Source organism: Gelatiniphilus marinus (assembly GCF_042684345.1).
Classification (GTDB): Bacteria; Bacteroidota; Bacteroidia; order Flavobacteriales; family Flavobacteriaceae; genus Gelatiniphilus; species Gelatiniphilus marinus.
Window position 1 is genome coordinate 39,108 of sequence record NZ_JBHULK010000004.1, and the last position, 26,857, is coordinate 65,964.

Annotated in this window: 28 protein-coding genes and 1 tRNA gene; 19 read left to right on the forward strand and 10 right to left on the reverse strand. The window is 36.1% G+C overall.

Annotation, left to right across the window (positions count from 1 at the left end; translation table 11 throughout):
- The first annotated feature begins 225 nt into the window (after positions 1–225).
- From ACFSQS_RS10840 to dusB, 4 genes are all read left to right on the forward strand, one after another.
- Positions 226–2,643, forward strand: a complete 2,418-nt coding sequence (locus tag ACFSQS_RS10840; protein WP_388018402.1) for a TonB-dependent receptor plug domain-containing protein — start codon at positions 226–228, stop codon at positions 2,641–2,643.
- A gap of 146 nt (positions 2,644–2,789) precedes the next feature.
- Positions 2,790–3,047, forward strand: coding sequence for a hypothetical protein (locus tag ACFSQS_RS10845; protein WP_388018405.1), 258 nt, complete (start codon positions 2,790–2,792; stop codon positions 3,045–3,047).
- Entirely contained in the window at positions 3,019–3,189 is a 171-nt protein-coding gene (locus tag ACFSQS_RS10850; RefSeq protein ID WP_388018408.1) for a LytTR family transcriptional regulator DNA-binding domain-containing protein, read from the forward strand. The genes ACFSQS_RS10845 and ACFSQS_RS10850 overlap by 29 nt, the downstream gene beginning before the upstream one ends.
- Before the next feature lie 36 nt (positions 3,190–3,225).
- Positions 3,226–4,221: a tRNA dihydrouridine synthase DusB gene (gene dusB / locus ACFSQS_RS10855; protein WP_388018411.1), complete on the forward strand. Its 996-nt coding sequence runs from the start codon at positions 3,226–3,228 to the stop codon at positions 4,219–4,221.
- 188 nt (positions 4,222–4,409) lie between these two features.
- On the opposite strand, the gene ACFSQS_RS10860 is transcribed toward dusB, so the two are convergent.
- On the reverse strand, positions 4,410–5,615 hold the full coding sequence (locus tag ACFSQS_RS10860; protein WP_388018414.1) for an ABC transporter permease: 1,206 nt from the start codon (positions 5,613–5,615) through the stop codon (positions 4,410–4,412).
- 103 nt (positions 5,616–5,718) lie between these two features.
- Positions 5,719–6,114, reverse strand: coding sequence for a 30S ribosome-binding factor RbfA (gene rbfA, locus ACFSQS_RS10865; protein WP_388018417.1), 396 nt, complete (start codon positions 6,112–6,114; stop codon positions 5,719–5,721).
- 145 nt (positions 6,115–6,259) lie between these two features.
- Between rbfA and mce the strand changes: the two genes are divergently transcribed.
- Complete coding sequence (gene mce / locus ACFSQS_RS10870; RefSeq protein WP_388018420.1) at positions 6,260–6,685, forward strand: methylmalonyl-CoA epimerase; 426 nt, start codon at positions 6,260–6,262, stop codon at positions 6,683–6,685.
- A 181-nt stretch (positions 6,686–6,866) separates the two neighbouring features.
- Positions 6,867–6,940, forward strand: a tRNA-Ile gene (locus ACFSQS_RS10875).
- Between the two features lie 505 nt (positions 6,941–7,445).
- On the opposite strand, the gene ACFSQS_RS10880 is transcribed toward ACFSQS_RS10875, so the two are convergent.
- A complete protein-coding gene (locus tag ACFSQS_RS10880; RefSeq protein WP_388018423.1) occupies positions 7,446–8,045 on the reverse strand; it encodes a riboflavin synthase in 600 nt (199 codons plus the stop codon).
- 133 nt (positions 8,046–8,178) lie between these two features.
- Here ACFSQS_RS10880 and pdxA point away from each other — a divergent pair, with 133 nt between their 5' ends.
- The 8 genes from pdxA to ACFSQS_RS10920 all read left to right on the forward strand — a co-directional run bounded on the left by pdxA (position 8,179) and on the right by ACFSQS_RS10920 (position 14,748).
- Complete coding sequence (gene pdxA / locus ACFSQS_RS10885; RefSeq protein WP_388018426.1) at positions 8,179–9,225, forward strand: 4-hydroxythreonine-4-phosphate dehydrogenase PdxA; 1,047 nt, start codon at positions 8,179–8,181, stop codon at positions 9,223–9,225.
- Between the two features lie 74 nt (positions 9,226–9,299).
- A complete protein-coding gene (locus tag ACFSQS_RS10890) occupies positions 9,300–9,839 on the forward strand; it encodes a YceD family protein (RefSeq protein ID WP_388019087.1) in 540 nt (179 codons plus the stop codon).
- A gap of 8 nt (positions 9,840–9,847) precedes the next feature.
- On the forward strand, positions 9,848–10,051 hold the full coding sequence (gene rpmF, locus ACFSQS_RS10895; RefSeq protein ID WP_388018429.1) for a 50S ribosomal protein L32: 204 nt from the start codon (positions 9,848–9,850) through the stop codon (positions 10,049–10,051).
- Positions 10,052–10,232: 181 nt separating this feature from the next.
- The gene (locus tag ACFSQS_RS10900; protein WP_388018432.1) at positions 10,233–11,228 is read left to right on the forward strand and encodes a beta-ketoacyl-ACP synthase III; all 996 of its coding nucleotides are present in this window, start codon (positions 10,233–10,235) and stop codon (positions 11,226–11,228) included.
- Positions 11,229–11,257: 29 nt separating this feature from the next.
- Complete coding sequence (accB, locus tag ACFSQS_RS10905) at positions 11,258–11,746, forward strand: acetyl-CoA carboxylase biotin carboxyl carrier protein (RefSeq protein ID WP_388018435.1); 489 nt, start codon at positions 11,258–11,260, stop codon at positions 11,744–11,746.
- Positions 11,747–11,790: 44 nt separating this feature from the next.
- Positions 11,791–13,143 carry an acetyl-CoA carboxylase biotin carboxylase subunit gene (gene accC / locus ACFSQS_RS10910; RefSeq protein WP_388018438.1) on the forward strand — a complete coding sequence of 451 codons (1,353 nt, stop codon included), beginning with the start codon at positions 11,791–11,793 and terminating at the stop codon, positions 13,141–13,143.
- A 266-nt stretch (positions 13,144–13,409) separates the two neighbouring features.
- Positions 13,410–14,537: an NAD(P)/FAD-dependent oxidoreductase gene (locus ACFSQS_RS10915; RefSeq protein WP_388018441.1), complete on the forward strand. Its 1,128-nt coding sequence runs from the start codon at positions 13,410–13,412 to the stop codon at positions 14,535–14,537.
- 52 nt (positions 14,538–14,589) lie between these two features.
- Positions 14,590–14,748, forward strand: a complete 159-nt coding sequence (locus ACFSQS_RS10920; protein ID WP_388018444.1) for a hypothetical protein — start codon at positions 14,590–14,592, stop codon at positions 14,746–14,748.
- A gap of 285 nt (positions 14,749–15,033) precedes the next feature.
- Here ACFSQS_RS10920 and ACFSQS_RS10925 read toward each other — a convergent pair whose 3' ends face one another.
- Positions 15,034–15,945 (reverse strand): ABC transporter ATP-binding protein, encoded by a 912-nt coding sequence (locus ACFSQS_RS10925; protein WP_388018448.1) that lies wholly within the window; start codon positions 15,943–15,945, stop codon positions 15,034–15,036.
- Positions 15,946–16,045: 100 nt separating this feature from the next.
- Complete coding sequence (locus ACFSQS_RS10930) at positions 16,046–18,205, reverse strand: prolyl oligopeptidase family serine peptidase (protein ID WP_388018451.1); 2,160 nt, start codon at positions 18,203–18,205, stop codon at positions 16,046–16,048.
- A gap of 96 nt (positions 18,206–18,301) precedes the next feature.
- On the opposite strand from ACFSQS_RS10930, the gene ACFSQS_RS10935 reads away from it, so the two are divergent.
- Positions 18,302–19,258, forward strand: a complete 957-nt coding sequence (locus ACFSQS_RS10935) for a M28 family metallopeptidase (protein WP_388018454.1) — start codon at positions 18,302–18,304, stop codon at positions 19,256–19,258.
- Between the two features lie 73 nt (positions 19,259–19,331).
- Here ACFSQS_RS10935 and ACFSQS_RS10940 read toward each other — a convergent pair whose 3' ends face one another.
- The 4 genes from ACFSQS_RS10940 to ACFSQS_RS10955 all read right to left on the reverse strand — a co-directional run bounded on the left by ACFSQS_RS10940 (position 19,332) and on the right by ACFSQS_RS10955 (position 22,677).
- Positions 19,332–20,321 carry an aspartate-semialdehyde dehydrogenase gene (locus tag ACFSQS_RS10940; protein ID WP_388018457.1) on the reverse strand — a complete coding sequence of 330 codons (990 nt, stop codon included), beginning with the start codon at positions 20,319–20,321 and terminating at the stop codon, positions 19,332–19,334.
- A gap of 136 nt (positions 20,322–20,457) precedes the next feature.
- Positions 20,458–20,859, reverse strand: coding sequence for a large-conductance mechanosensitive channel protein MscL (mscL, locus tag ACFSQS_RS10945; protein ID WP_388018461.1), 402 nt, complete (start codon positions 20,857–20,859; stop codon positions 20,458–20,460).
- 71 nt (positions 20,860–20,930) lie between these two features.
- Positions 20,931–22,037, reverse strand: coding sequence for an alanine racemase (gene alr, locus ACFSQS_RS10950; protein WP_388018464.1), 1,107 nt, complete (start codon positions 22,035–22,037; stop codon positions 20,931–20,933).
- Entirely contained in the window at positions 22,030–22,677 is a 648-nt protein-coding gene (locus tag ACFSQS_RS10955; protein ID WP_388018467.1) for a thymidine kinase, read from the reverse strand. Before ACFSQS_RS10955 ends, alr begins: the two co-directional genes overlap by 8 nt.
- A 107-nt stretch (positions 22,678–22,784) precedes the next feature.
- Here ACFSQS_RS10955 and ACFSQS_RS10960 point away from each other — a divergent pair, with 107 nt between their 5' ends.
- The 4 genes from ACFSQS_RS10960 (at position 22,785) to ACFSQS_RS10975 (ending at position 26,212) form a co-directional block, all read left to right on the forward strand.
- Complete coding sequence (locus ACFSQS_RS10960; protein ID WP_388018470.1) at positions 22,785–23,540, forward strand: hypothetical protein; 756 nt, start codon at positions 22,785–22,787, stop codon at positions 23,538–23,540.
- 134 nt (positions 23,541–23,674) lie between these two features.
- Positions 23,675–24,346, forward strand: a complete 672-nt coding sequence (gene rsmI, locus ACFSQS_RS10965) for a 16S rRNA (cytidine(1402)-2'-O)-methyltransferase (RefSeq protein ID WP_388018473.1) — start codon at positions 23,675–23,677, stop codon at positions 24,344–24,346.
- A 91-nt stretch (positions 24,347–24,437) separates the two neighbouring features.
- Positions 24,438–25,631, forward strand: a complete 1,194-nt coding sequence (locus ACFSQS_RS10970; RefSeq protein WP_388018476.1) for an ATP-binding protein — start codon at positions 24,438–24,440, stop codon at positions 25,629–25,631.
- The gene (locus ACFSQS_RS10975) at positions 25,631–26,212 is read left to right on the forward strand and encodes a uracil-DNA glycosylase family protein (RefSeq protein ID WP_388018479.1); all 582 of its coding nucleotides are present in this window, start codon (positions 25,631–25,633) and stop codon (positions 26,210–26,212) included. The genes ACFSQS_RS10970 and ACFSQS_RS10975 overlap by 1 nt, the downstream gene beginning before the upstream one ends.
- Positions 26,213–26,443: 231 nt before the next feature.
- Here the strand turns inward: ACFSQS_RS10975 and ACFSQS_RS10980 are convergent, their stop codons facing one another.
- Complete coding sequence (locus ACFSQS_RS10980; protein WP_388018482.1) at positions 26,444–26,647, reverse strand: hypothetical protein; 204 nt, start codon at positions 26,645–26,647, stop codon at positions 26,444–26,446.
- Between the last annotated feature and the right edge of the window lie 210 nt (positions 26,648–26,857).

Here is a 26,857-nt window from a genome sequence, read left to right on the forward strand (position 1 = left end):
CCAATTATTGCGAACTTTAATGTTAAAGATTGAAAAAAAACTTGCTTTTTTTATAATAAAAATGAAACTTTCACTTCTTTATGCAGTCTAATACTCTGTTGTTGCTTAATAAGATTTATCCGATACCCAATTATTATAGATTTACCGCATATCAGTATATGAAAATAAGAATCGAAATTATTTATTTCATGGAACTTAATATCTCATCTTTTAAATAGAAATAGTATGATAAAAAAAATATTGCTGTGTTTTTCAATATGCCTCGCTAATAGTACGTTATTGTCGTCTCAAACCAAAAAAACAATTCCAGATATTGAAAAAACATACCTCCACACCGATAGATCACAATATACCATTGGCGAATCTTTGTGGTATAAAGTATATTCTGTTTATGCATACAATAATTTGCTTTTCGACCATAGTAACATGTTGTATGTGGAGTTAATTTCGCCCGATTCTAAAATAATTTCACGAAATAAAACAAGAATCGAGAAGGGGTTGGGACATGGCGATTTTAAATTAACGGACTCTGTTGGGGTAAAAAAAGCGGGCGTTTATCAAATAAGAGCATACACTAACTGGAACCGAAACTTTGGAGAAGATTTTGTTTTTAAAAAGACTATTGAAATTTTAGATGTTTTTAAAAACCAACCTGAAAAAAAAGAGGCCTCAAATACATCTAAATCTATAAAAGAAGTTAAAACTGTTTCAGAAGGGAGACGGTCCAAATTTAGCGTGCAATTTTTCCCCGAAGGCGGTTCGTTAGTTGAAAATGTTTTAAGTGTGGTAGCTTTTAAAGCTGTTGATGATAGAGGTAAACCTATAGCCGTAGAGTGTAAGGTTTTTGATTCTGATGGAGCTCTGGTAAGCATTATGGGAAGCATACATGATGGCATGGGGCAATTTCAGCTTAAACCCACCAAAGGTAAAACATATCATGCAGAAATAACAACAGTAAATGGTGTACAAATAAAGGCAGATCTTCCAAAGGCAATTGCCCAAGGTTATGTTATAAGCTCGAAAAAAAGGAATGATAAAGATATTATAACCATTAGCACTAATGATGCAACGTTAAAACAGAACCCTAATGCACCAGTTACAATAATTTGTACTACCAGAGGAATTACTTATTTTGAAGGCACGCAACCCCTAGAAAACACCACATTATCTTTTGAATTGCCTACAGCCGATTTCCCCGACGGTATTAGTCAAGTTACGCTGTATGATGCTAACCTTGTACCGCAAACCGAACGATTGGTTTATGTTGAAAAAGAACATGACCTGCAAATTAACCTAAGCACCAACAAGAAAATTTACAAACCAAATGAAAAAGTAACTGTAAATATTTCGTCCAAGACCAAAACAGGAGACATAGCACCAGGTAGCTTTTCGTTAAGTAGTACAGATATGAATGGAGTGGAAGATGCAAGTGATTATGGTACGAATATTAGTTCTTATTTTTTAATGGAATCGGATATTAGAGGACACGTGCACAACCCCGGATATTATTTCGACAAGAGCAACCCTAAAAGGTTAGCCCACTTAGATTTGCTTCTTTTAACCCAGGGTTGGCGTGATTTTTTATGGAAAAAAATGCCAATACTAAAAGGCAAGCCCAATTATAACGTAGAAAAGGGTATAACTGTAACCGGGATAGTAAAAAAACTTTTTGGACGAACACCAAAAGTAAACAATCAAGTTACCCTAGGATTGCTAAATAAAGGGAAAGTAAATATGCTTACTACGGTAACCGACTCTATGGGGAGGTTCACATTTGAAAACATGGTGTTTATGGGTAACGCCACCATGATGCTAAATACCCAAGACCGAAAAAGAAAAAATCGTGGCATGATTGTCTTAGATTCTCTTCATCAACCAGCCATGGAAACCCATTTTAAAAGCGATGGCATTCAGTTTACACCAGAAATCAATACTTTAACAGAAACAGTATATAAAAAGCACATTATGTTTGGGGTTGCCCCCGAAAATGTTTTGGAAGAAGTCGAAATTATAGGTAAAAAGAAAAAAGAAACACCAAGTTTATATGGGAGAGCAGACCGAACTTATGTTTTTGATGAAAAAACACCGCAATTTTCAACAATACAGCAACTTATTCAATTTACAATACCTGGGGTTATAACATTCGGAGGCTCAGTTGGGTTTAATAGATATAATGGACGCCCTGCACATATAATAATTGATGGCGTTCCATCCATACAAGAAGATCTAGACTTTATTCAGCCAAGTGACGTTGCTAAAATTGAATCTATGAATAGTAGCAGCGCTGCAATATTTGGCTCTAAAGGAGCCAATGGCGTGATAATAATTTACTTAAAAGAAGGTGTTGTTAACAAAAGAGTAAAAAAGGTGTTTCATTCTATAACCCAAGAAATAGCGGGCTTTTATGATGCACGTCAATTTTACTCACCAGATTTGGAAAACCCAGACCCCACAATGGATAATAGAAACGCCATACGAAACACGCTCTTTTGGGATCCTTATGTGCATCCAAACGAGAGTGGTGTTTATTTTAGCAGCTATTACAATAGTGCTGCAGAAACCCGCGTAAAAGTAACCCTGGAAGGCATAACTGCAAGCGGCATTCCTGTGGTGGTAAAAACGCATTATAATGTTGAGAAATAAGGTTTTTTAGAGTAACCTACTTGTTTACCTAAACGATACACCGAATGGATGCAGTTAACAACCCAAATTTGCAGTTTACAAAAAATAGGTTTTATAAGCTTTTAAACGGGTGTTTTATTGTGGCATAAATAATTAAATTTATCATCATGAAAAAATCACACTTCTTTTTATTGTTTCAGTTTCTAGGAATTTTGTCTTTCGCGCAGGAAACTGAAAAATTACCTGAAATGCCATGGGTAGATATTGTTGAAATGAGTAGTAATAGATTCACTCCCATAACAAAATGGGGTACAGATATAAAAATAGGTTTAGAAGGAAATTATTTAACATCGGAATCTATTTCGAGCTTAGAAAAAAAGTTGCCTGATCATTTTTTTGCGCGTTCAAAGAGGGGTAATTATTAACAAGAATTATGTTAACGATATTCAAAAGTATTTTAATAGCAGATATGTCATCACATTAAACAATAAAGCACAAACAAGTATTACAAATATTACAAAGGTTATAAGTTATAACGAAACAATTAAGGGGTGGATTAATATTTAATTCATTTTCAATACTTTTGCACCAAAATAATTTAACTTGGTAAAAATAGATAATATAGAACTGCCCGATTTCCCGTTGCTATTAGCACCCATGGAAGATGTTAGCGATCCGCCGTTTCGTGCTTTGTGTAAAGAACAAGGAGCCGATGTGGTTTATACCGAGTTTGTATCGAGCGAAGGTTTAATACGTAACGCTGCAAAAAGCGTTATGAAGCTAGATATTTACGAAAAAGAAAGGCCTGTTGGTATTCAAATATTTGGCGCGAATTTAGACAGTATGTTACAAACCATCGATATTGTTTCGGCATCAAAACCCGATATTATCGATATTAATTTTGGCTGCCCCGTAAAAAAGGTGGTGAGCAAAGGCGCCGGTGCAGGTATTTTAAAAGATGTGTGCCTTATGGAAAGCCTAACTGCCCAAATGGTTAAGCGCACCAACATCCCCATTACCGTTAAAACACGCTTAGGCTGGGACCACGATTCTATAAAAATTGTTGAAGTTGCAGAGCGTTTACAGGATGTGGGCTGTAAAGCCATTGCTATTCATGGGCGAACACGTGTGCAAATGTACAAAGGCGATGCCGATTGGAAACCTATTGCTGCGGTAAAAAACAACCCAAGAATGCATATTCCCGTGTTTGGAAATGGCGATGTTACTTCACCCGAAAAAGCCATGGAAATGCGCGATAGTTACGGACTTGATGGCGCCATGATTGGTCGTGCCAGTATAGGTAATCCGTGGTTTTTTAAACAAGTAAAACACTTTTTTAAAACCGGCGAACATTTGCCACCAATTACTTTGGAAGAGCGTGTTGAGGCAGCGCGCCGCCATTTACAAATGGCCATAGATTGGAAAGGTGAAACCCTTGGCGTTTTTGAAACCCGACGCCATTACACCAACTACTTTAAAGGGATTCCGCATTTTAAAGAACACCGCATGAAAATGGTAACCAGCGACCACCCTAAAGATGTGTTTGCTGCTTTTGATGAGGTGTTGCAAAAATTTGCTGGTTATGAGTTTATGGAGTAGTTTTTTAAATACGTCCCGATAGCTATCGAGAATACTAATTTTCGCCAATAAAAATTTTCAAGAGTTTTTTGGGCAAATGGCAAGCCACCGCGCTATTGCGTTTTAAATAGATATAGCTTTCCTTCTGCACTCTAAATAAACCTAAGCCTATTTGCCATTTTTATGGCAATTCGCCCTAAACCATTTTGTTATTGGGCTTGTACCAGGGTTTTTGTAATGCGTGCCGATGCAATTTTTGAAGCTATAATGCCTAAAACTGAAATGGTAGCAAGTACAATAAAAAAGTTTTCGGTTTTTATGGTAACGGGATACGCCAGCGATGGGGTTATCATGACTAAATCGAACATGTTTTGAAGCGCTACTATAATTAATGCTAAAACTAAACCCACTAAGCCGCCCAAAACCGACATTAACGTGCCTTGTAAAAAGAATATGTTTCTAATTTCTTTTACAGTTGCGCCCAAATTAAAAAGGGTGTTGAGCGATTTTTTTTTGTCTAAAATCATCATAATAATCGACCCAATAACATTAAACAGCGCAATAATTAAAACCAAGGTAAATATTAAGTAAACCACCAGGTTTTCTGTGTTTAGCATTTTGTAAAGCGCATCGTTAAGCTGTGCTCGGTTTTTTATAATTATGTTGTCTCCCAATATGGCTTGAATGTCTGCTTTTGCTTGAAGCTGGTTTGCGCCTTGAGCCAGTTTAAACTCTATAGCCGATACTTGGTTGGGCCTGTAGCTTAAAAGGTGTTGTGCCAAATCTATAGAGGCAAAAACGTAGGTGTCGTTTAAGTTTTCGTTAACATCAAAAACACCAACGTTTATGGCGTTAACGCTGTTAAAGGCGTTTTGAGCAGATGTTATTTGGCCTTTACCGGGCTTGGGGACATATAAACTTATGGTTTTGGCATAATCTAACACCCCAAAAGACAGGTTGTTGGAAATGCCCCAGCCTACCACGATTTGGTTTGTTTTTTGGTCCAACCAACTGCCTTGGGCGATTACCGAATCTATGGGCACCACCTGTTTATAATTCGCATCAACTCCTTTTATTTTTGCTAAATAATTTTTATCGTTAGAGGCTACTATAACACGTTCTTCAATAATTTTAGAGAACGAGGCAATAGCCTCAATATGGTTTAGCTTATCGAGGTTTTCATCTGTAATTAAAAAAGATTTTCCAACTGCTGCCTCGGCTTTTAAATCGGGATCGGCAATAGTAGAAAACTGTAAAGTAAAATCTTTTAAACCTGCAAAGCCAGAAAGCACTATAAATAACGATGCTGCACCTAAAACAATGCCTATTACCGCAATTATGCTAATAATATTAATGGCATTATTGCTGCTTTTAGAGCGTAAATAACGTTTTGCGATATACAGTGAAAAATTCATGGGTTTAATAAAAGAAAAGCTGCATTACACAATAGTTGCGGTTTTTGTTAAGTCCGTTAGTTTTTGTAAATGTTGCCAAAGGTTTCCGGTAAATAAGCAAGGGCTAAGATTTTTTTCGTTTATCGAGAAACGAAGGGTCTTTAATTGGGTTCTCGCCGCCTTTTAAGGATTTGTCTATTTTATCGATGTACTCCAGAGAGTCATCAATAAAAAACTCCAGTTGTGGCATGCGCCTGAGCTGGTTTTTTGTACGTTGCGCCAATTCGTGCTTGATTAATGAGGCGTTAGATTTTATGCCTTTAATAAGAGCCGCCCCTTTATTGCTGGGAAAAATACTTAAATACACCTTGGCCACAGAAAGATCTACGGTAACCTTAACTTTGGTAACCGAGATTAAAATACCTTGCAAGCCACCTTGAGTAGCTGCACCTTGCAGTACATCAACCAGATCGCGTTGTAAAACCGATGCTATTTTTTTTTGTCTTTGACTTTCTTCCAAATTCTTTAAATTTTATAAAGCCCATATTTTAAATAAGTTAAAATAAAATATGCTGCTTTTTTATGCTGCAAAAATAACAGATATTTAAAGATTATCTTACTTTTGGTTTGTAAAATTTGTATCTTAAAACAAAAAACACCTTTACATGAATAAGATTGAGCATATTGGTATAGCTGTAAAAAACCTTGAAGAATCCAATGAGCTGTTCTCTAAATTATTTGGAAAAGCGCATTATAAAATAGAAGAAGTTGCCAGTGAAGGTGTAAAAACCTCTTTTTTTAAAATAGGCGAAAGTAAGATTGAATTGTTGGAAGGCACAAATAATGATAGCCCAATTACCAAGTTTATTGCAAAAAAGGGGGAAGGCATACACCATATAGCTTTTGATGTCGATGATATTTATGCCGAAATTAAACGTCTTAAAAATGAAGGTTTTAAAGTGTTGAACGATCCCGAAGTTTCGGGGCTAAAAAAAGGCGCAGACAATAAGCTAGTGGCTTTTTTGCACCCCAAGACATCAAACGGGGTTTTAATAGAGCTGTGCCAAGACCTAAAGCCAAATGTGGAATAAAACAGTCGATTTACTTCGTTTGTACTTGTGTTTTACGGTTCGCATTCAGTTATTTAAGTAATCATTTACCATAAAGCAATAATTTTTCTTGGTAAGAAATAAAATAAATAGTAATATTGCACTCCAATTTCAGAACTATATTGCTTTTCCGAAAGGTAGAAAGTTGTATTTATTTTGAAAAGGTCCTATAACTCAGTTGGTTAGAGTATCTGACTCATAATCAGAAAGTCCCTGGTTCGAGCCCAGGTGGGACCACTTTAAATGCCTTAAAAGCCTTGCAATTGCGCGAGGCTTTTTTTTATTGCTCACAATCAGCTATTAGCCAAACCATATTTTAATTTTATTCTCTTGAGTAACTTCTATATATTTGCTCTTTTAAAAAAGAAAAAAATTGAGGGATCTTTTTTTTTGTTCATATAATTTTTTAAAAAACGTGCGTTTTGTAATTAGTGGCTTTTGTAGAAAAAATGCGCTTTGTCGTGAATTTTAATCTTTTCATAGATGTTTTTGCGCCGAAAGCTCTATATTTGTTTTGTACAATCGCTTTTTTTTATACATTTGTGTACCCATGACCATACAAAATAAAAGAATATTTGCCTCAATCTTATTTGTATTAATAAGTTTTGTGTGTGCTGCCCAAGGCGGTGGACCGCCTCCACCAGGACCGCCTCCACCAGGTCTTTCTATAGATGGAGGTTTAATTGCTGGTGCTTGTTTTGCGTTGTTTTATGGGGTAAAAAAGCTGCTAAAAAAAAGGTAATTATTTTTTATATAAGTTCAATTCCAGGAGCTTGGTTACGTATTTTCCCAAAACATCAAATTCTAAGTTAACAACGTCCCCAATTTTTAAAGTGTTAAAATTTGTGTGCTCATAGGTATAGGGTATAATGGCAACGCTAAAACTGTCTTTTTTTGAGTTTACAACCGTTAAACTCGTTCCGTTAATGGTTATCGAGCCTTTTTCAATGGTTATGTTGTTTAGTGCGGCATCATAATTAAAAGTAAAAATCCAGCTTCCGTTTTCTTCTTTAACATTGGTGCAAACTGCAGTTTGGTCTACATGTCCTTGAACAATATGTCCATCAAGCCTGTCGCCAAGTTTCATGGCGCGCTCAAGGTTTATTTGGTTGTTAAGCTTTAGGGTGTCTAAGTTAGTTTTGTTTAAAGTTTCTTTAATTGCGGTAACTGTATATTCGTTGTTGTTAATCTCTACAACCGTTAAGCAAACCCCGTTATGGGCAACGCTTTGGTCTATTTTTAGCAGCGGGCTTATGGTGCTTTGTATTGTAATATGGAGATTGTCCAGTTCTTTGTTCAAATGTGTAACAACTCCAACATCTTCAATAATTCCTGTAAACATACTATTATTTGTTTATTTGGTTAAATTTGCAACATTAAATTGGTTTAGGCTTTCTTGGGCAAGGTAAAATATCTTAGCCGATTAAGAGTAACTAAACGAAATTCAAAATTACAAACAATAGTTGTTATTTTTTATGAAGGAAGCAGAAAATATAATTGTAGGCATATCCATAGGCGACTTAAACGGTATTGGTGGCGAAATAGTGTTAAAAACTTTTGAAGATAATAGAATGCTGGATTTTTGTACCCCAGTAATTTTCGCTTCGGCCAAAACCATGGGTTTTTTAAAAACGCATTTTAAATCGGCAATACATTTTAATAACATTAATAACATCGAGCAGGTCTCTGTTGGAAAGTTTAATGTGTTAAATTGCTGGAACGAGCCTGTAAAGATTGAGTTTGGAAAAGAGGATTTTAAAATTGGCGAATACGCCATAAAATCGCTTCAAGCTGCAACCAAAGCATTAAAAGAAAGTGCCATAGATGTTTTGGTAACCGCGCCAATAAATAAACATAACATTCAGTCTGAGGTTTTTAACTTTCCCGGGCATACAGATTATTTGGCAAAAGAGTTAGAGGGCGAAAGCTTAATGCTGATGGTAAACAGTACTTTAAGGGTTGGTTTGTTAACAGATCATGTGCCCGTAAAAGACATTGTTAACCATATTACAGAAGCGCTAATAGTAAAAAAGATTGATACCGTATATAAATCGCTGAAAAAAGATTTTAAAATCAGAAAGCCAAAAATTGCGGTTTTAGGTATTAATCCGCATACTGGAGATAACGGCGTTATAGGAAATGAAGACGACCTAGTATTAAGACCAACACTAAAAAAAATAAAAGACGACGGCAAATTAGTTTACGGGCCTTATGCAGCCGACAGTTTTTTTGGTTCCAACAACTATAAAAATTTCGATGCCATTATAGCCTGCTATCACGATCAAGGTTTAATTCCTTTTAAAACACTGTCTTTTGGGCAGGGCGTTAATTATACAGCCGGATTAAGCAAAGTAAGAACCTCTCCAGACCATGGAACGGCATACGAAATAGCAGGACAAGGTAAAGCCGACGAAAATTCGTTTAAAGAAGCTCTCTTTACGGCCATCCAGATTTATAAAAACAGATTTGATTACGAGCAGCTTACCGCAAATCCGTTAAAAAAAGCACCAAAAAAACGATAAACAAAAAAATGCTTTTAAGTACAGTTGTGTAAATAAAAAAGTTATATATTTGCAGGCTCAAAATAGATGTGATGATGAAACTACTTAAAGAATTTACAATTCCGTTCGTAGGATTAAAAATAGGACAGCATCTTTTTGAATATAATATTGACCAAGCGTTCTTTGAGCATTTTGAGTATAAGGAGTTTAACAATGTAAATATAAAGGTTGATGTTGTATTTGAGAAAAAAACAACATTGCTTGAATTGCATTTTAAAACCTCGGGATTTGTTAATATCAATTGCGATTTAACAAACGAACCATTTAATCAAACTATTGAAAATGAATTTGAGCTGGTTGTAAAGTTTGGTAACGAATATAACGATGAGAATATCGATATTCTTATAGTGCCCCATGGTACTTACGAGATTAACATCCAACAATACATTTACGAATTAATTGTGCTTGCCGTACCCATTAAACGGCTACATCCCGGAGTTAAAGATGGCACCTTGCACTCAGAGATACTTGAAAAACTAGAGGAATTAAGCCCAAAGCTTAAAGAAAACAAAGACACTAACGAGGGAATTGATCCTCGATGGAATACATTAAAAAAACTATTAACGGATAAATAACATAAAAAATGGCACATCCTAAACGAAAAATCTCGAAAACAAGAAGAGATAAAAGAAGAACACATTACAAAGCAACTGCGCCACAGATTGCTACATGCCCCACAACCGGTGAGGCCCACCTGTACCACAGAGCACATTGGCACGAAGGCAAATTATACTACAGAGGTCAAGTTTTAATTGATAACTCAGAAAACTTAGAAGACGTTGCATAAGTATTATGCACGCATATTATAAAACGCTCACTTTAGGGCGTTTTTTTTGTGATATGTTTTTAATAAATCACAAAAACTATAAATTTTTGTTTTATTTAGCTAAAATTTAGTAGTTTTCAAAAAATTTATAACGTTTTTGCCCAAATTATAATTTTATTTTGGACGAATTAACTATAAAATTATGAGTAAAACCTCGGCGGCAATCACAGCTGTAGGCGCTTACGTGCCAGAATATGTGTTAACCAATCAAATTCTTGAAACAATGGTTGACACAAACGACGAATGGATAACCACCAGAACAGGAATAAAAGAACGTCGCATACTTAAAGAAGAAGGCAAAGGCACTTCTTTTTTGGCCATTAAGGCAGCCAACGATCTTATAAAAAAGAGCAATATAGACCCCAAAGATATAGAGCTTGTTATAGTTGCCACGGCAACACCAGACATGAAAGCCGCTTCAACCGCAGCTTATACCGCTTCAGAGATAGGCGCTGTAAATGCCTTTTCTTTTGATATGGATGCAGCTTGCTCGAGCTTTTTGTTCGGCATGTCCGTAGCCGCTGGATATATCGAGTCTGGACGCTATAAAAACGTACTCTTGATAGGGGCAGATAAAATGTCTTCCATAATCAATTACAAAGACAGGGCAACCTGTATAATTTTTGGAGATGGAGCTGGTGCCGTTTTATTCGAGCCAAATAATGAAAATTTAGGACTTCAAGACGAGTACTTGCGAAGCGATGGCACTGGTAGAGAGTTTTTACAAGCCACATACGGCGGCTCTTCTTATGCCATTACACCCGAAGTTTTAGAAAACGGAGGGCATTGTGCTTTTCAAGAAGGAAGAACCGTATTTAAAAACGCGGTGTTTAACATGGCAGATGCCACGGTAAAAATTTTAGAGCGCAACAACTTAACCAAAAACGACATAGATTGGCTAGTGGCACATCAAGCAAACAAGCGTATTATAGACGCTACTGCCAACAGAATTAATTTAGAAGAAGAAAAGGTAATGATGAACATACACAAGTATGGCAATACCACATCTGCAACCTTACCATTGCTTTTAAATGATTACGAATCGCAGCTAAAAAAAGGCGATAATTTAATATTTGCCGCTTTTGGAGGCGGATTTAATTGGGGCTCTATCTATTTAAAATGGGCCTATAATTCTTAAAACTAACCACAAACTAATAAGCAAAAATTATGGATATTAAAGAGATTCAAAACTTAATTAAGTTTGTTGCCAAATCTGGTGCAAGCGAGGTTAAATTGGAGATGGACGATGTTAAAATTACCATCAAAACAGGATCAGACTCTGATACTACAATTGTACACCAAGTCCCTGCTGCTCCACAAATACCCCAAGCTCCGCAAGTGGCTCAACAACCCGTTGCCGCACAACCTGCAGCTCCGGTGCAAGAGCCAGCAGCTCCCGCAAACGACAACTCAAAATACATTACTATAAAATCCCCTATAATAGGAACCTTTTACAGAAAGCCATCACCAGACAAACCCTTGTTTGTAGAGGTAGGGCAAACCATAGCAGAAGGCGATGTACTCTGTATTATTGAAGCCATGAAACTTTTCAACGAAATCGAATCAGAAGTTTCAGGAAAGATTGTAAAAGTTTTAGTTGACGATTCATCCCCTGTGGAGTTCGATCAACCACTATTTCTAGTAGATCCATCTTAAAAATTCAGAATTCAGAATTCTGAATTCATAATTTACTCTAAGTTATGTTTAAAAAAATATTGATTGCCAATAGAGGAGAAATAGCACTACGTGTTATTAGAACCTGTAAAGAAATGGGCATTAAAACCGTTGCGGTTTACTCTACAGCTGATGCCGATAGTTTGCATGTAAAATTTGCTGATGAGGCCGTTTGCATTGGGCCGCCCGCCAGCAGCGAATCTTATTTAAAGATGTCTAACGTTATAGCTGCCGCAGAAATCACCAATGCAGATGCCATTCACCCAGGCTATGGGTTTTTAGCAGAAAACGCTAAATTCTCTAAAATTTGCCAAGAGCACGATATTAAATTTATAGGCGCATCTCCAGAAATGATCGAAAGAATGGGGGATAAGGCCAATGCCAAAGAAACCATGAAAGCCGCAGGCGTTCCCTGTGTACCTGGTAGTGATGGTGTTATTGGAAATTTTGAAGACTGCAAGAGGTTAGCCGAAGAAACAGGTTACCCGGTTATGCTAAAGGCCTCTGCCGGTGGCGGTGGCAAAGGTATGCGAGGTGTATTTAAACCAGAAAAGCTAAAAGAAGCCTGGGATGCCGCAAAAAAAGAAGCCAAAGCCGCTTTTGGAAACGACGATATGTACATGGAAAAACTTATTGAAGAGCCCAGACATATCGAGATTCAAATTGTTGGAGACTCCACAGGAAGAGCTTGTCACCTCTCAGAAAGAGATTGCTCCATCCAGCGTCGCCATCAAAAATTAACAGAAGAAGTCCCTTCGCCTTTTATGACTACTGCCTTGCGTAAAAAAATGGGAGACGCTGCCGTTAAAGCTGCCGAATACATTAAATATGAAGGCGCAGGAACCATTGAATTCTTAGTAGATAAGCACCGTAATTTCTACTTTATGGAAATGAATACCCGTATTCAAGTAGAACATACCATTACAGAGCAGGTTATAGATTTCGACTTAATTCGAGAACAAATTCTTGTAGCCGCAAAAGTGCCGATTTCGGGTAAAAACTACACACCAAAATTACACTCTATAGAGTGTAGGATAACAGCCGAGGATCCGTACAACGATTTTAGACCATCTCCAGGGAAAATAACAACCTTACATGCCCCAGGAGGCCACGGTGTTCGTTTAGATACACATGTCTATGCCGGTTATACCGTGCCACCAAACTACGACTCTATGATTGCTAAGTTAATTACCACGGCGCAAACCAGAGAAGAGGCCATTAATAAAATGAAACGCGCTTTAGATGAGTTTGTAATAGAAGGCATTAAAACCTCAATACCTTTCCATAGGCAGCTTATGGATCATCCAGATTATTTAGCGGGAAATTACACCACTAAGTTTATGGAAGATTTTGTAATGGAAAAGCAAATAGAAGAATAAATAACTAAAACTCCGAAATTCATTTTCGGAGTTTTTTTTAAACCAGTTTTTTAAAAGCGGTACAACAATACATTAAAAAAATGGATGATTTAACCCATCCCGAATTTATTTTAACCGCTCATTTAAAACAATTTTTATGGTGTTACTTTTGCTCCAAAAAGCAAAAGTCAGGCTATTCGTTATATCTTTTTGTGAAAAACAAAAAGGATGCCACTACTATCCTTAACACAGTGCAGAACTTCAATTTAAAATCCTAAATTAGCATCATGAATTTATCTTATTGGGAAATTAAATCGTGGCTCACCCAAGTAGATTATACCATAGTTGGTAGTGGTATAGTAGGCTTAAACTGTGCGTTAAGCTTGAAAGAACGCTTTCCAAAAGCCAATATTCTCATTTTAGAAAAAGGCATGTTGCCACAAGGTGCGAGCACAAAAAATGCAGGTTTTGCCTGTTTTGGAAGCCTAAGTGAAATTCTAGACGATTTAAAAACACACACCGAAGAAGACGTTGTTAATCTTGTAAAAAAACGAGTTAACGGCTTAAAACTTTTACGGCATACATTAGGCGATGCAAACATTAATTATAAGCAATTAGGTGGTTTTGAGTTGTTTACTGAATTGGATTCGGGTTTATTTGAAGCCTGTATTTCTAAAAAAGAAGCCATAAATAAGTTGTTGAAGCCCGTTTTTAATCATGATGTTTTTAGTTTAAAAAACAACAGCTTCAACTTTAAAAACATAAAAAATCAATATGTTTTCAATTCGTTTGAAGGACAAATTGATACCGGAAAAATGATGGATTCATTGATTCATTTAGTTTCAAAAAGTGGCATAAAGCTATTGAATAATGTTGTTGTCGAATCTTTTTCAGAAGATTCAGATTCAGTTAAAATAAAAACCAATCAATTCGAGTTTTCAACCTCTAAATTACTCATTGCAACAAACGGGTTTGCATCACAATTAATTAATGAAAAAGTAAAACCAGCACGAGCACAAGTGTTAATTACCAAACCCATTAAAGACCTACAGATTAAAGGTACATTTCATTTAGAAAAAGGCTATTATTATTTTAGAAATATTGACGATAGAATTTTATTGGGTGGCGGACGAAACCTTGATTTTAAAGCTGAAGAAACCACCGAATTAAAACAAACCGAACTTATACAAAACAAATTAGAAACCCTTTTAAAAACCACAATTTTACCCGAAACACCTTTTCAGGTCGATTATAGATGGAGTGGTATTATGGGAGTTGGATCCCGATTGCTATCGGGACAAAAAAAAGCTATTGTAAAACCATTTAGTAATAACGTATTTTGTGGTGTAAGATTAGGCGGCATGGGCGTAGCCATTGGTAGTTTGGTTGGTAAAGAATTAGCAGATTTAATTTAACGTATCTGTCATTCCGCACTTGATGCGGAATCCACTTTTTTAAAAATAAAAATTGAAAATAAAAGAAGAATTATTCAGTCAATGTGTTGTGTTTGTTAATAGTCGTTTTCAAACCATTAAAAATACTATATCAGAAATACAAGAATCGTTAACGAGCGAAACCAAAAGTAGTGCAGGCGATAAACATGAAACCGGACGCGCCATGTTATAATTAGAACGTGAAAAAGCAGGGAACCAACTCTCTGAAATTGTAAAAGTAAAAGCGGTACTTTCTAAAATTGATGCTTCAAGATCTTCAAAAACCATTGGCTTAGGTAGTGTGGTTTTTACAACTAAATGCAATTACTATATAGCAATAAGTGCAGGGAAATTAGAAGTTGATAACGCCAGTTTTTATGCGATTTCCCCAAATACGCCAATTGGAAAGTTGTTAATTGGAAAAACTGTTGGAGAAGCTATTGTTTTTAGAGATGGCAGTTTTAAGATAACCGAAGTTTTATAATGTTTTTTTTAGAAATACTTCTTTGTTTTCATCATATTGAAACTTACTTTCAAAAAAAACGGTGTTGCCATTTAAATTGGCTTCAATTAAATAATAATGGCCTTTAAAATAGCTTTTTTTAACTGTAGCTTTTAAATTAGATTTATCAACAGCTTTAAGTTGGTGTGTATAAATTATTTCATCATCAATAATATTAAACTCATCAAAAAACGAAGCAATTAATGTGTTTTGAGGATTTTTGAACAATTGTTGAGGTGTATTGTTTGCAATAATTTGGGCCTCGTGCAAAACAATCATATAATCTGAAAAAGGCAACACATCATCTTTATCGTGCGTAGCCACAATACAAGTAATGTTTTTTTCTTTTAAATACTTAAACAAACTTCGGCGTAACGATTGTTTTTTAAAGTTGTCGATATGGCTAAAGGGTTCGTCCAACAAAATAATCTCGGGTTGTTTGGCAATGGCTTTGGCCAAAGCGACACGTTGTTTTTGTCCGCCACTTAATAATTTTACTTTGGTATTTGCAAAAGCCGTTAACTCGACAACGTTTAAAAGCTCATCTATGCGTTTTTGTTTTTCTTCAGGATAAAAGTTGGAGAGAAAAGCGCCAATGTTTTCAGTAACTGTAATAAAGGGCATTAAATCGAATTCTTGAGCCACATATTTCATGTATTCCGGACCAATAATGAGGTTTTGTTTTGGCCCCAGAATTTCTTTGTCTTTCCAAAAAATGCGCCCATTATTTAAATTGTAAGTGCCATATAGTAATTTTAAGAGCGTGCTTTTTCCAGAGCCGCTTTCTCCTAGTATTGAAACATGTTCGCCTGGGTTTACTTTAAAAGAAATCCCTTTTAAAATAAGTGTTTTTTTATATGAAAACGATATGTTTTTTACTTGAAGCATAGCGCAAAAATTATATAAAAACCGTTCCTCTTTTTAGAAGAACGGTTTTCGATTAACTTTATAATGAGACACTCGAACTGCGCTCAGTGTTACTAAAAAGTTACCCTTTTATCTTTTCTTTGGTTTTGCTTGGTAACACATCAAAACCCATATTATAAAGCGAAAAGCCAAAAATATCGGCATACTGATCAATGGTTTTGCTAACAGGTGTTCCTGCGCCATGGCCAGCATCGGTTTCAATACGTATTAAGGTTGGGTTGTTTCCTGTTTGCTTGCTTTGCAGTTCGGCGGCAAATTTAAAACTATGGGCAGGAACCACTCTATCGTCATGGTCGCCTGTTGTAATTAAAGTTGCTGGGTATTCAATGCCTTGTTTTACATTATGCACAGGAGAATACCCTTTAAGGTACTCGAACATTTCTTTACTTTGTTCGGCCGTACCATAATCGTAAGCCCAACCTGCTCCGGCAGTAAATGTGTGGTAACGCAACATATCTAAAACACCAACGGCGGGCAATGCTACTTTGGCTAAATCGGGGCGCTGTGTCATTACTGCTCCAACCAGTAAACCGCCATTAGATCCGCCACGGATGGCTAGGTAATTAGATGAGGTGTAGTTGTTTTCAATTAAATATTCACCTGCGGCAATAAAGTCGTTAAATACATTTTGCTTTTTCATTTGCGTTCCTGCATCGTGCCATATTTTACCGTACTCGCCGCCACCGCGTAAATTGGGTACAGCGTATATGCCACCTTGCTCCATCCAAACGGCATTAGCAATATTAAACGAAGGTGTTAAGCTAATATTAAAGCCACCGTAACCGTATAGAATAGTGGGGTTTTTTCCGTTAAGCTCCAAGCCTTTTTTATGGGTAATCATCATAGGTATTTTAGTACCATCTTTTGAGGTGTAAAATACTTGGTTGGATACATAATCGGTGCTGTTAAAGGTTATGTTTGGTTTCCAATATAGTTGGGTTTCGCCGGTTTTTGGGTCGAATTTGTAAATGCTAGAAGGCGTATTGTAATTGGTAAACGAGTAGTATAAAACCGTATCTTCTTTTTTTCCTCCAAAACCTCCTACGGTGCCCAGACCGGGCAACTCAACTTCTCTTATCAATTCGCCTTTATAATTGTACTGCTTTACCTTAGAGAGGGCATCTACCATGTATTTAGCAAAGAAAAAACCACTTCCTTTTGATGGTGTTAAAACATTTTCGGTTTCAGCGATAAAATCCTTCCATTGCTCAGGTGTTGGATTGGAGGCATCAACCGTTACTATCTTTTTGTTTGGTGCATTTAGGTTTGTAACCAAAAATAATTTGCTGCCTTCGTTTTCAATAATAGATGTGTCGCTATTTGTGTGGTTTAAAATGGTAACAAGTTGGCTGTTGGGGTCTGATAAGTCTTTGATAAAGAGTTTGTTGCCAGAGGTAGATACCTTGGCGGAAATTATTAAATACTTATTGTCTTTGGTTACATTAGCAAAAACATATCTGTGTTTTTCTTCTGGCGTGCCTCCAAAAATTAAAACATCTTGTTTTTGAGGGGTTCCTAATTTATGGTAATACAGTTTATGCTGATCGGTTTTTGCAGAAAGTTCGCTGCCCTTTGGCTTATCGTAGCTAGAGTAATAAAACCCTTCGTTTTTGTACCACGATATGGTGCTAAATTTTACATCTTTAATCGTGTCTTCAACAATTGCTCGGGTTTCTGTATCCATTACTATAATTTTGCGCCAATCGCTACCGCCTTCAGATATGGGGTAGGCCAGTAGGTTACTGTCTTTAGAGAAACTCAACGCACCGCCTAACGATGTGGTGCCATCCTTAGAAAACGTATTGGGGTCTAAAAACACTTCGGCTTCTGCATCTCCCTTTTTTCGGTAATATACATTTTGATTCTGTAAACCGTTATTTTTTGAAAAATACGTGTATTCGCCTTCAATAAACGGGGCGCCTATTTTTTCGTAGTTCCATAGTTCAGACAAACGCTCTTTTAATTCGTCCCTAAACGGAATGCCGTCCAGATACGCATAAGTGCTTTGGTTTTGTGTTTTTACCCAGGCTTCGGTTTCTTTGCTTCTATCGTCTTCCAGCCAGCGGTATGGGTCTTTAACTTCTACGCCAAAGTATGTGTCTATGGTGTCAACTTTTTTTGTTTCAGGATAATTCACAACAACCGTGTTTTTTTCTTCTTCTGCTTTTTTACAACCTAAAGTAAGTGTTAGTGCAGAAATAACAACTAATATTTTTTTCATGATTGATAAATAATTAATCGTCAAAAATAAGCAAAACAAACCAAATTTTATGGCCACTTGTTATATATTTGAAGCTGTTGAAAAAATGAATAGACTATGAAACATATTTTTTTGTATTTACTAATTAGTACGTTAAGTTTTAATGTGTTTTCCCAATCTGAAATAACCGAAAACGAATTGAAAGATCACCTACTGTTTTTAGCTTCAGAAAAAAACGCAGGCCGATTCCCTGGAGGAAAAGCCAATAGGCGCGTTGTTAACTATTTAAAAAAAGAATTTAAAAAGATAGGGGTTGCCCCTTTTGATAGCGGTTACAAGCAAAACTTTAAAGCCGCATTGCGGGTTGAAAAAGGAGCTATGGAAAAACCCGTTGTAAAAACCTGTAACGTGGTTGGTTTTATTGAAGGCAGCGATGCCGGGTTGAAAAATGAATATATTGTTTTGGGCGCGCATTACGACCATTTGGGTTTGGGCGGGCCATCGTCAAAATCCGATACAAAGAATACCATTCATTACGGTGCCGACGATAATGCCAGTGGGACTTCGGCTCTTTTGGAGATAGCCGAAAAAATAGCAAGCCAAAAGCACAAATTAAAACGCAGTATTATTTTTATTGCATTTGGAGCAGAAGAACAAGGCTTATTAGGAAGCCAATATTTTGTTGATAATCCGTTAGTGCCGCTGTCTCAAATTAAATTAATGATTAATATGGACATGGTGGGCAGGATGAACAAAGAGAAACATGTGTATATGGGCGGCGCAGGTACATTTCCTAATGGGGTTGCTTTTATGCAAAGCTTAGGCGAATCTTTAAATTTAACACCCATTGTGCATGCGGGTTCTGTTGGCGGATCGGACCATGTGTCGTTTTACAAAAAAGGCATTTCGGTTTTGGGGTTGCATACCGGAGCGCATCCGCAATACCACAGGCCCGAAGATACCGTAGATTTAATTAACTTTAAGGGCCAAAAACAGGTGTGCGATTATATTTTTAAAACGATTATGGAACTTGCCGCGACAGATTATAAAATGGAATTTATCAACCAAGATTAAAGTCTGTAAAAAAAGAGGCTGCCTTTTCAGGCAGCCTCTTTTTTTATTCTAAAAATCTAAAACCTAATATATTTTAAACCAAATCGTTTTCAACTAAATATTCTGCAATTTGTATGGTATTGGTTGCAGCGCCTTTGCGTAAGTTATCGGCAACAATCCACATGTTTAAAGTGTTTGGTTGCGTTTCATCCCTTCTCAGTCTGCCCACAAAAACATCGTCTTTGTCGTGTGCATAAATGGGCATAGGATACGTGTTTGTATCTGTATTATCTTGCAAAACAATTCCAGGGGTTTCGTATAGCATTTTACGCACATCTGCCAAATCGAAATCTTTTTCAAACTCGACGTTAACCGCTTCAGAGTGTCCACCAGAAGTTGGAATTCTCACCGCAGTAGCCGTTACAGAAAAGGATTTGTCGTTAAATATTTTTTGAGGCTCGCGTGCCAGTTTCATTTCTTCTTTGGTGTAACCGTTGTCTTCAAAAACATCGCAATGTGGCAACGCATTTCTGCCAATAGGATAGGGGTAGGCCATTTCGCCATCAACACCGGCAATTTCGTTTTCCAGTTGTTGTACCGCTTTTACGCCCGTACCCGATACCGATTGATAGGTAGAAACCACCACGCGTTTCATTTTATATGCGTTATGAAGCGGCGCTAGTGCCATTACCATTTGTATGGTTGAGCAATTGGGGTTTGCAATAATCTTGTCGGCTTTGGTTAACTCTTTGGCATTAATTTCTGGAACCACTAATTTTTTGTTCGGGTCCATTCTCCAAGCTGAAGAATTATCGATTACCGTTGTGCCGGCTTCAGCAAATTTTGGCGCCCATTCTAGCGATGTGCCACCACCAGCAGAAAAAATTGCGATATCTGGTTTGGCTGCCACGGCATCGGCTAGACCAATAACGGTGTACTCTTTATCTTGATATTTTAGTTTTTTGCCTACTGAGCGTTCTGAGGCTACCAACAGCAATTCGGTAATCGGGAAATTACGTTCTGCCAATACTTTTAGCATGACTTCGCCAACCATTCCGGTGGCGCCAACAACTGCTACTTTCATCTTTATTGAATTTATATAATTACTGCCACAAAACTAAGTATTAATTCTATTTTATAACCTAAAAAAAGCCTTCATTTTTAGAAAACAAAGGCTTTTTTGACAACAAATAACAATACGTTATATAATTAACAAACGGTTATTTTTTAAGTAAATCTCTAATTTCGGCAAGTAAATCTTCTTGCGATGGCCCTTTTGGGGCTTCGGGTGCGGGTTCTTCTTTTTTCTTCATTTTGTTAACGCCTTTTACAACCAAGAACATTACGAAGGCTACAATAACAAAATCGATAACATTGGTTAAAAAAGTACCGTATTCTAAAAACACTTCGCCTACGGTTTCTCCAGCATCGTTTAATGTGCCGTCTTTTAATTTATATTTTAATGCTTTAAAGTCTGAATCGAAAATTAAACCAATTAAAGGCGATACTATGCCACCGGTAAATGCGGTAACTACTTCTTTAAAAGCAGCGCCCATTACAAAACCTACTGCAATGTCTATAAGGTTGCCCTTCATTGCAAATTCTTTAAATTCTTTTAACATTGTTTTAAATTTTTAGTTAGATAAGTTACTAATTTAGTTAAAAAAATTAAATGTTAACAAAAGTTAAAAAACTATTGAAGAATAACGCGTTTAATACGTTGCGAAATGGCAGTAATTAACTCGTAAGAAATGGAGTTGGTGGTTTGGGCTAAATTTTCGGCGGTGTGGTTTGCATCAAAAACAATCACTTCATCACCTTCTTTACAATCAATATTTGTGATGTTTACCATAATCATGTCCATACAAACATTGCCAATAATATTGGCCTTTTGCCCGTTAATGGTTACAAAGCCATTGTCGTTTCCGTATTGTCTGCCAATGCCATCGGCATGCCCAAGGGGTAGTGTTGCCGTTTTTAAAAAGGCATTGCTTTTATAGGCTCGATTATAACCAACAGATTCCCCTTTTTCAATCGAATGAATTTGAGAAATAACCGTTTTTAAGGTGGCTATGGGTTTTAAATGTTTGTTTTCTTTTTCTGAATTTCCGAACCCATATAATCCAATGCCGCTGCGTACCATATCGAAATGCGCATCGGGATAATTTAATAGCCCCGAGGTGTTGCATATATGAAGCATAGGTTTGTAACCAAGGGCTTTTGTAACGTTTTTAGAAATAGATTTGAAGTTTTCAATTTGATTTAGGGTAAATTGTTTTTCTTTTAAATCTTCACTGGCCGCCAAATGCGAAAAGATAGATTTTACTTTTACTGAAGCCGAATCTTTTAATTTTGATGCGATATAATTTAAATCATTTCCCCAAAATCCCAATCGGTTTAACCCAGTATTAAATTTAATATGAATGGGGTAGTTGGTTTGTTTTTCCGCCGAAGCGATATTAATAAATTCGTTTAAAATTTTAGCATTATATATACTAGGTTCTAAACAATTGTCAATTAAGGTTTTAAAATTCACAGCCTGTGGGTGCAGGACCAAAACAGGTTTTGTAATGCCCGATTTTCTTAGTGCAACGCCTTCCTTTACGTATGCCACTGCAAAATAATCTACATCAAGAGTTTGCAAATAGTTTGCTATTTGGCAGGCATCGCTACCATAGCCATAAGCTTTTACTACGGCTAAAAATTTGGTTTTTTTGTTAAGCTTAGATTTTAAATGCCCAAAGTTGTGTTTAAGGGTTTTTAAATCTATTTCGAGTACGGTTTCTTGCGCTTTAGGCATTGGGTTTTTTTGGTTTAGTGGTCATTTCTTCGGCATCATTTACCTTCATGTTGCGTAATTTATCGCGCATTGTGGCTTTGTAATAAGCGGCTCTACTTAAGGGTTCGTACTCGTCAACTTCGCCTAAAAGCACCAAATTATCGCTTTTGGATTTACGGTAGCTATATTGGGCCAAATTTCCTGTGCGCGTACAAACGGCGTGCACTTTGGTAACATATTCTGCAGTTGCCATAAGGTTTGGCATGGGGCCAAAGGGGTTGCCTTTAAAATCCATGTCCAGTCCCGCAACGATTACCCGAACGCCTTTATTGGCCAAATCGTTGCAGACGCTAACAATCTCGTCGTCAAAAAACTGGGCTTCGTCAATGCCAACCACATCGCAGCCATCTGCTAAAATGGGAATGTTTGCTGCAGCGGGCACTGGTGTAGAGCGAATTTCGTTAGCATCGTGCGAGACCACCATATCTTCATCATAACGCACATCAATGGCCGGTTTAAAAATCTCAACTTTTTGCCTTGCAAATTGGGCGCGTTTAAGCCTTCGGATGAGTTCTTCGGTTTTTCCAGAAAACATGGAGCCGCAAATAACTTCAATCCAGCCAAATTGTTCTTTATGATTTACTGTATTTTCAAGAAACATTTTGTAATTTTAGCACTAAAACAAACCTATTTTTCGTTTGTATAAAGGTGGCGTAAATTTATTAAAAATCAAAAGCCCCAATAGCAATAATTTTAAAAATATAAGCAATGAAGAAGAAGTTAGAGTCAGAACTCATTAGTATAGCCCATAGAATCCTTAAATTAAAAGGGAAAGAAGATGTTGTGAAAATGCACGCCGAGGCCAGTGTGCTTTACGAAAAACTGTCTGTACTTAAATTTGCCCACGACAATTTTGATGACGATATACCCTCAATAGGAAACAACTCCTCTTTTTTTGGCATGCTCGACACCGCTTTTAACAATAAGGTAAGCGATAACATTGAGGTAGAAGATAAAGTTTACATAAACCTTGATGATTCTGAAAACGAGGCTATTACAGAGCCCTTGATGGAAACCATTAAAGATATGGTTGCACAAATGCCGCAGGAGAGCTTGCAAATCGATTCGGTTTTTGAAGCGGCCATACCCAAGGCACCATCTCCAAAAACCACCGAACCGCAAAAAGTAGATTTGGAAACCCTTACCTCTGGTTTTGAGCAAATGCCCGTTTTCGAGCCTGTTTCCAAATTACAAAACGGAAACCAAAAAAAATCGCTTAACGATAAACTTAAAAGTGGCGGATTAAGCATTGGACTTAACGATAAAATAGCCTTTATAAAGCATTTGTTTAACGGCAAAAGCGAAGACTACGATCGTGTGGTTTCGCAATTAAACACCTCGGCGACATTAAACGATGCCAAACGGTTTATTGAAGATATTGTAAAGCCAGATTATAACCATTGGGCAGGCAAAGAAGAGTTTGAAGCACGTTTTTTTGAAATAATAGAAAGTAAGTTTCTTTAAAACTTGGGTGTTCCCACGCCAAAAAAAGGCGTGGTCGCGCTTTCGGTAGTCGCTTTTTTGTGTTGCATAGGTGCAACAACACAAAAAGAGCTTCAACAATACCTCAATCCCTAACACATTAGCAGCCGTATTACATGAGTAAACTATACATCGTACCAACACCCATAGGTAATTTAAAAGATATTACATTTCGAGCTATCGATGTTTTAAAAGCAGCCGATTTAATTCTTGCCGAAGACACGCGTACCTCAGGAAAACTGTTAAAACATTACAAGGTTTCTACGCCCATGCAATCGCACCACATGCACAACGAGCACAAAACGGTAGAAAGCATAATTCAAAAAATAAAAAGCGGGACCTCGGTAGCCTTAGTTAGCGATGCCGGAACACCGGCCATTTCAGATCCAGGGTTTTTGTTAACCCGAGCTTGCATAGAAAATAATATTGAAGTGGATTGTTTACCCGGGGCAACCGCCTTTGTACCGGCTTTGGTAAATTCTGGTTTGCCAAACGATAAGTTTGTTTTCGAAGGTTTTTTACCCGTTAAAAAAGGACGACAAACCCGATTGTTGCTTTTAGCAGAAGAAAACCGAACCATGGTTTTTTACGAAAGTCCGCATAAATTGGTAAAAACCTTAGGGCATTTTTGCGCGTATTTTGGCGAAGACAGACCAGTTTCAGTATCACGAGAACTCACCAAACTTTACGAAGAAACTATTCGCGGAACAGCCAAAGAAGTTTTAGATTACTACACCAATAAACCACCAAAAGGCGAAATTGTTATTGTGGTTGGAGGTAAAAAGTAAATCATAGTGTTTTTTTAAAAAACAGTTTAACCTATTTTTTGTTTTTTAAATAAACAATTTTTATCTATTTTTGTTTTATAAATAAACACAAATGGAAAATTTCTTTACTTTACAGGAACAGTTTTTAGAAAATATTTCTCATAAACAACGCTATTTGTTAGAGGAAATAGAATGGTCAAACAGGCTAATTGGGATTAAAGGAGCAAGAGGCGCAGGTAAAACCACATTATTATTACAATATATAAAGTATAAATTAGATAAAGAAGCAGAGTCGTTGTATGTCTCATTGGATAATTTATATTTTTTAGAAAACACATTAGTTTCCTTCGCCCAAGAATTTGTTTTACAAGGTGGAACACATTTGTTTTTAGACGAAGTTCATAAATACCCTAATTGGTCTAGAGAGTTAAAGTTGATTTATGACCAATTTCCAAAGTTAAAAACGGTATTTACATCTTCTTCAATTTTAGAAATTTATAAAGGAGAATCCGATTTAAGTAGAAGAGTTGTTACTTATAACCTAAAAGAATTATCGTTTAGAGAGTTTCTGTATTTTGAAAAAAACATAGTATTACCAAAAATAGAGCTTTCAGAACTTCTTAAAAATCATAAAGAAATAGCTAGAAAAACAAAAACAGAAACAGGAACAATAATTAAATTTTTCAGAGATTATTTAAAATATGGTGCATATCCATATTATATGGAGAATAAAGAAAGTTACTTACAAAAACTAAATCAAACAATTACTTTAATTTTAGAAATTGATTTTAATGTAGTAGAAAATATAACTTATCAAGATAGCAGAAAAATAAAAAAATTATTGGTTGCAATAGCTCAAAGTGCGCCATTTACACCAAACATAAAAAAGTTAAGTGAACGATTGGGAGTACAAAGAGGGTTTTTAATTGAGGCTTTACGGTTATTAGATAAAGCTGATTTGATAATGGAATTATACAAACCAACAAAAGGAATTGGCGCCTTTACAAAACCAGAAAAACTCTATCTTAACAATTCAAATTTGGGATATGCATTGGATGAAAAAAATGTGGAAATAGGGACTTTAAGAGAAACGTTTTTTGCAAATCAAATGAAACACATCCACGAAATTCATCTTGCTGAAAAAGGCGATTTTATTGTTGATAGAAAATACACGTTTGAAATTGGTGGCAAAGAAAAAACATCAAAACAAATACAAGGCATTAAAGATAGCTTTGTGGTTAAAGATGATATTGAAGTTGGAGGATTAAATGTAATACCACTATATTTATTTGGGTTTTTATACTGATGAAAAAACTACTTCAAAACATAAAACAATGCACTATTTGCGAGAAACATTTAGCTTTAGGGCCACGCCCAATAGTTTCGGCACACCTAGATTCTAAAATTGTAATTATTGGTCAGGCGCCAGGGACGAAAGTGCATAAAACTGGTATTCCGTGGGACGACCCAAGTGGTAAACAATTACGAAAATGGTTAGGGGTTACTGATGAATATTTTTATGATGAAAAAAAGTTTGCCATAATCCCTATGGGATTTTGTTACCCAGGAAAAGGAAAAACGGGCGATCTGCCACCACGGCCAGAATGCGCACCGCAATGGCATAAACCCCTTTTTGATGAGCTTAAAAATGTAGAGCTCGTTATTTTAATTGGCATGTATGCCCAAAAGTATTATTTACAAAAAGAAGCAAAAAAAACATTAACCGATACGGTTAGAAATTATAACGAGTATTTGCCCAAATATTTGCCTTTGCCACATCCGTCGCCACGAAATAGGTTTTGGCTGACTAAGAATTCTTGGTTTGAGGTTGAGGTTTTGCCAGTATTAAATCAAAAAGTAAAAAGCATTTTAAAGCTCAATAAGTAATCCACCTGTTCCAGAAAAGAACTCTATTAAATTATAAAGCTTTAATTAGATGAGTTAACTTATCATTATGATAAATTATTAGGTAAGTAAATATGATGGCAATTAAAACAACAGCTATTACTATGCAAATTATAGATTTATGGAAATACTTTCCTTTAAATTTTGATAATATGTTGACATCAATATTAATCATTAAGACTAAATAAGGTATTATTTATTAAAGAATTATGCTTATAATTTATTTTTAAAATTTTTATGGTTTTTAAGTTTTGATTTTTTTTCATAATCGCCTATTGCTTTAATTTTAGAATTATCCATTTTTTCAAAAAGCTTAATTCTTTTGCGTTTTTCTTTTTCCCTTATTTTAACTAAAATTAGATATACAAGTGATGCAAATAAACTTGGAATTCCTAAATAATAATACCAATAATCCATAGTGTGATAATTTTAAGCTAAAATAATTCAGTCATGTAAAACGGTTTGAGACATGGTTTTTAGTTTTAGTTAATGTTCTGAAAACGAACCTAGTAAAATTGTAATTATTAAAAAAGGACATCTTGTTCCAACTTATATTAGAAACAAAAAACCTCCCCATTTCTGGAAAGGTTATCAAATAAAATAATTCGTGTATTAGTGGCTAATTAA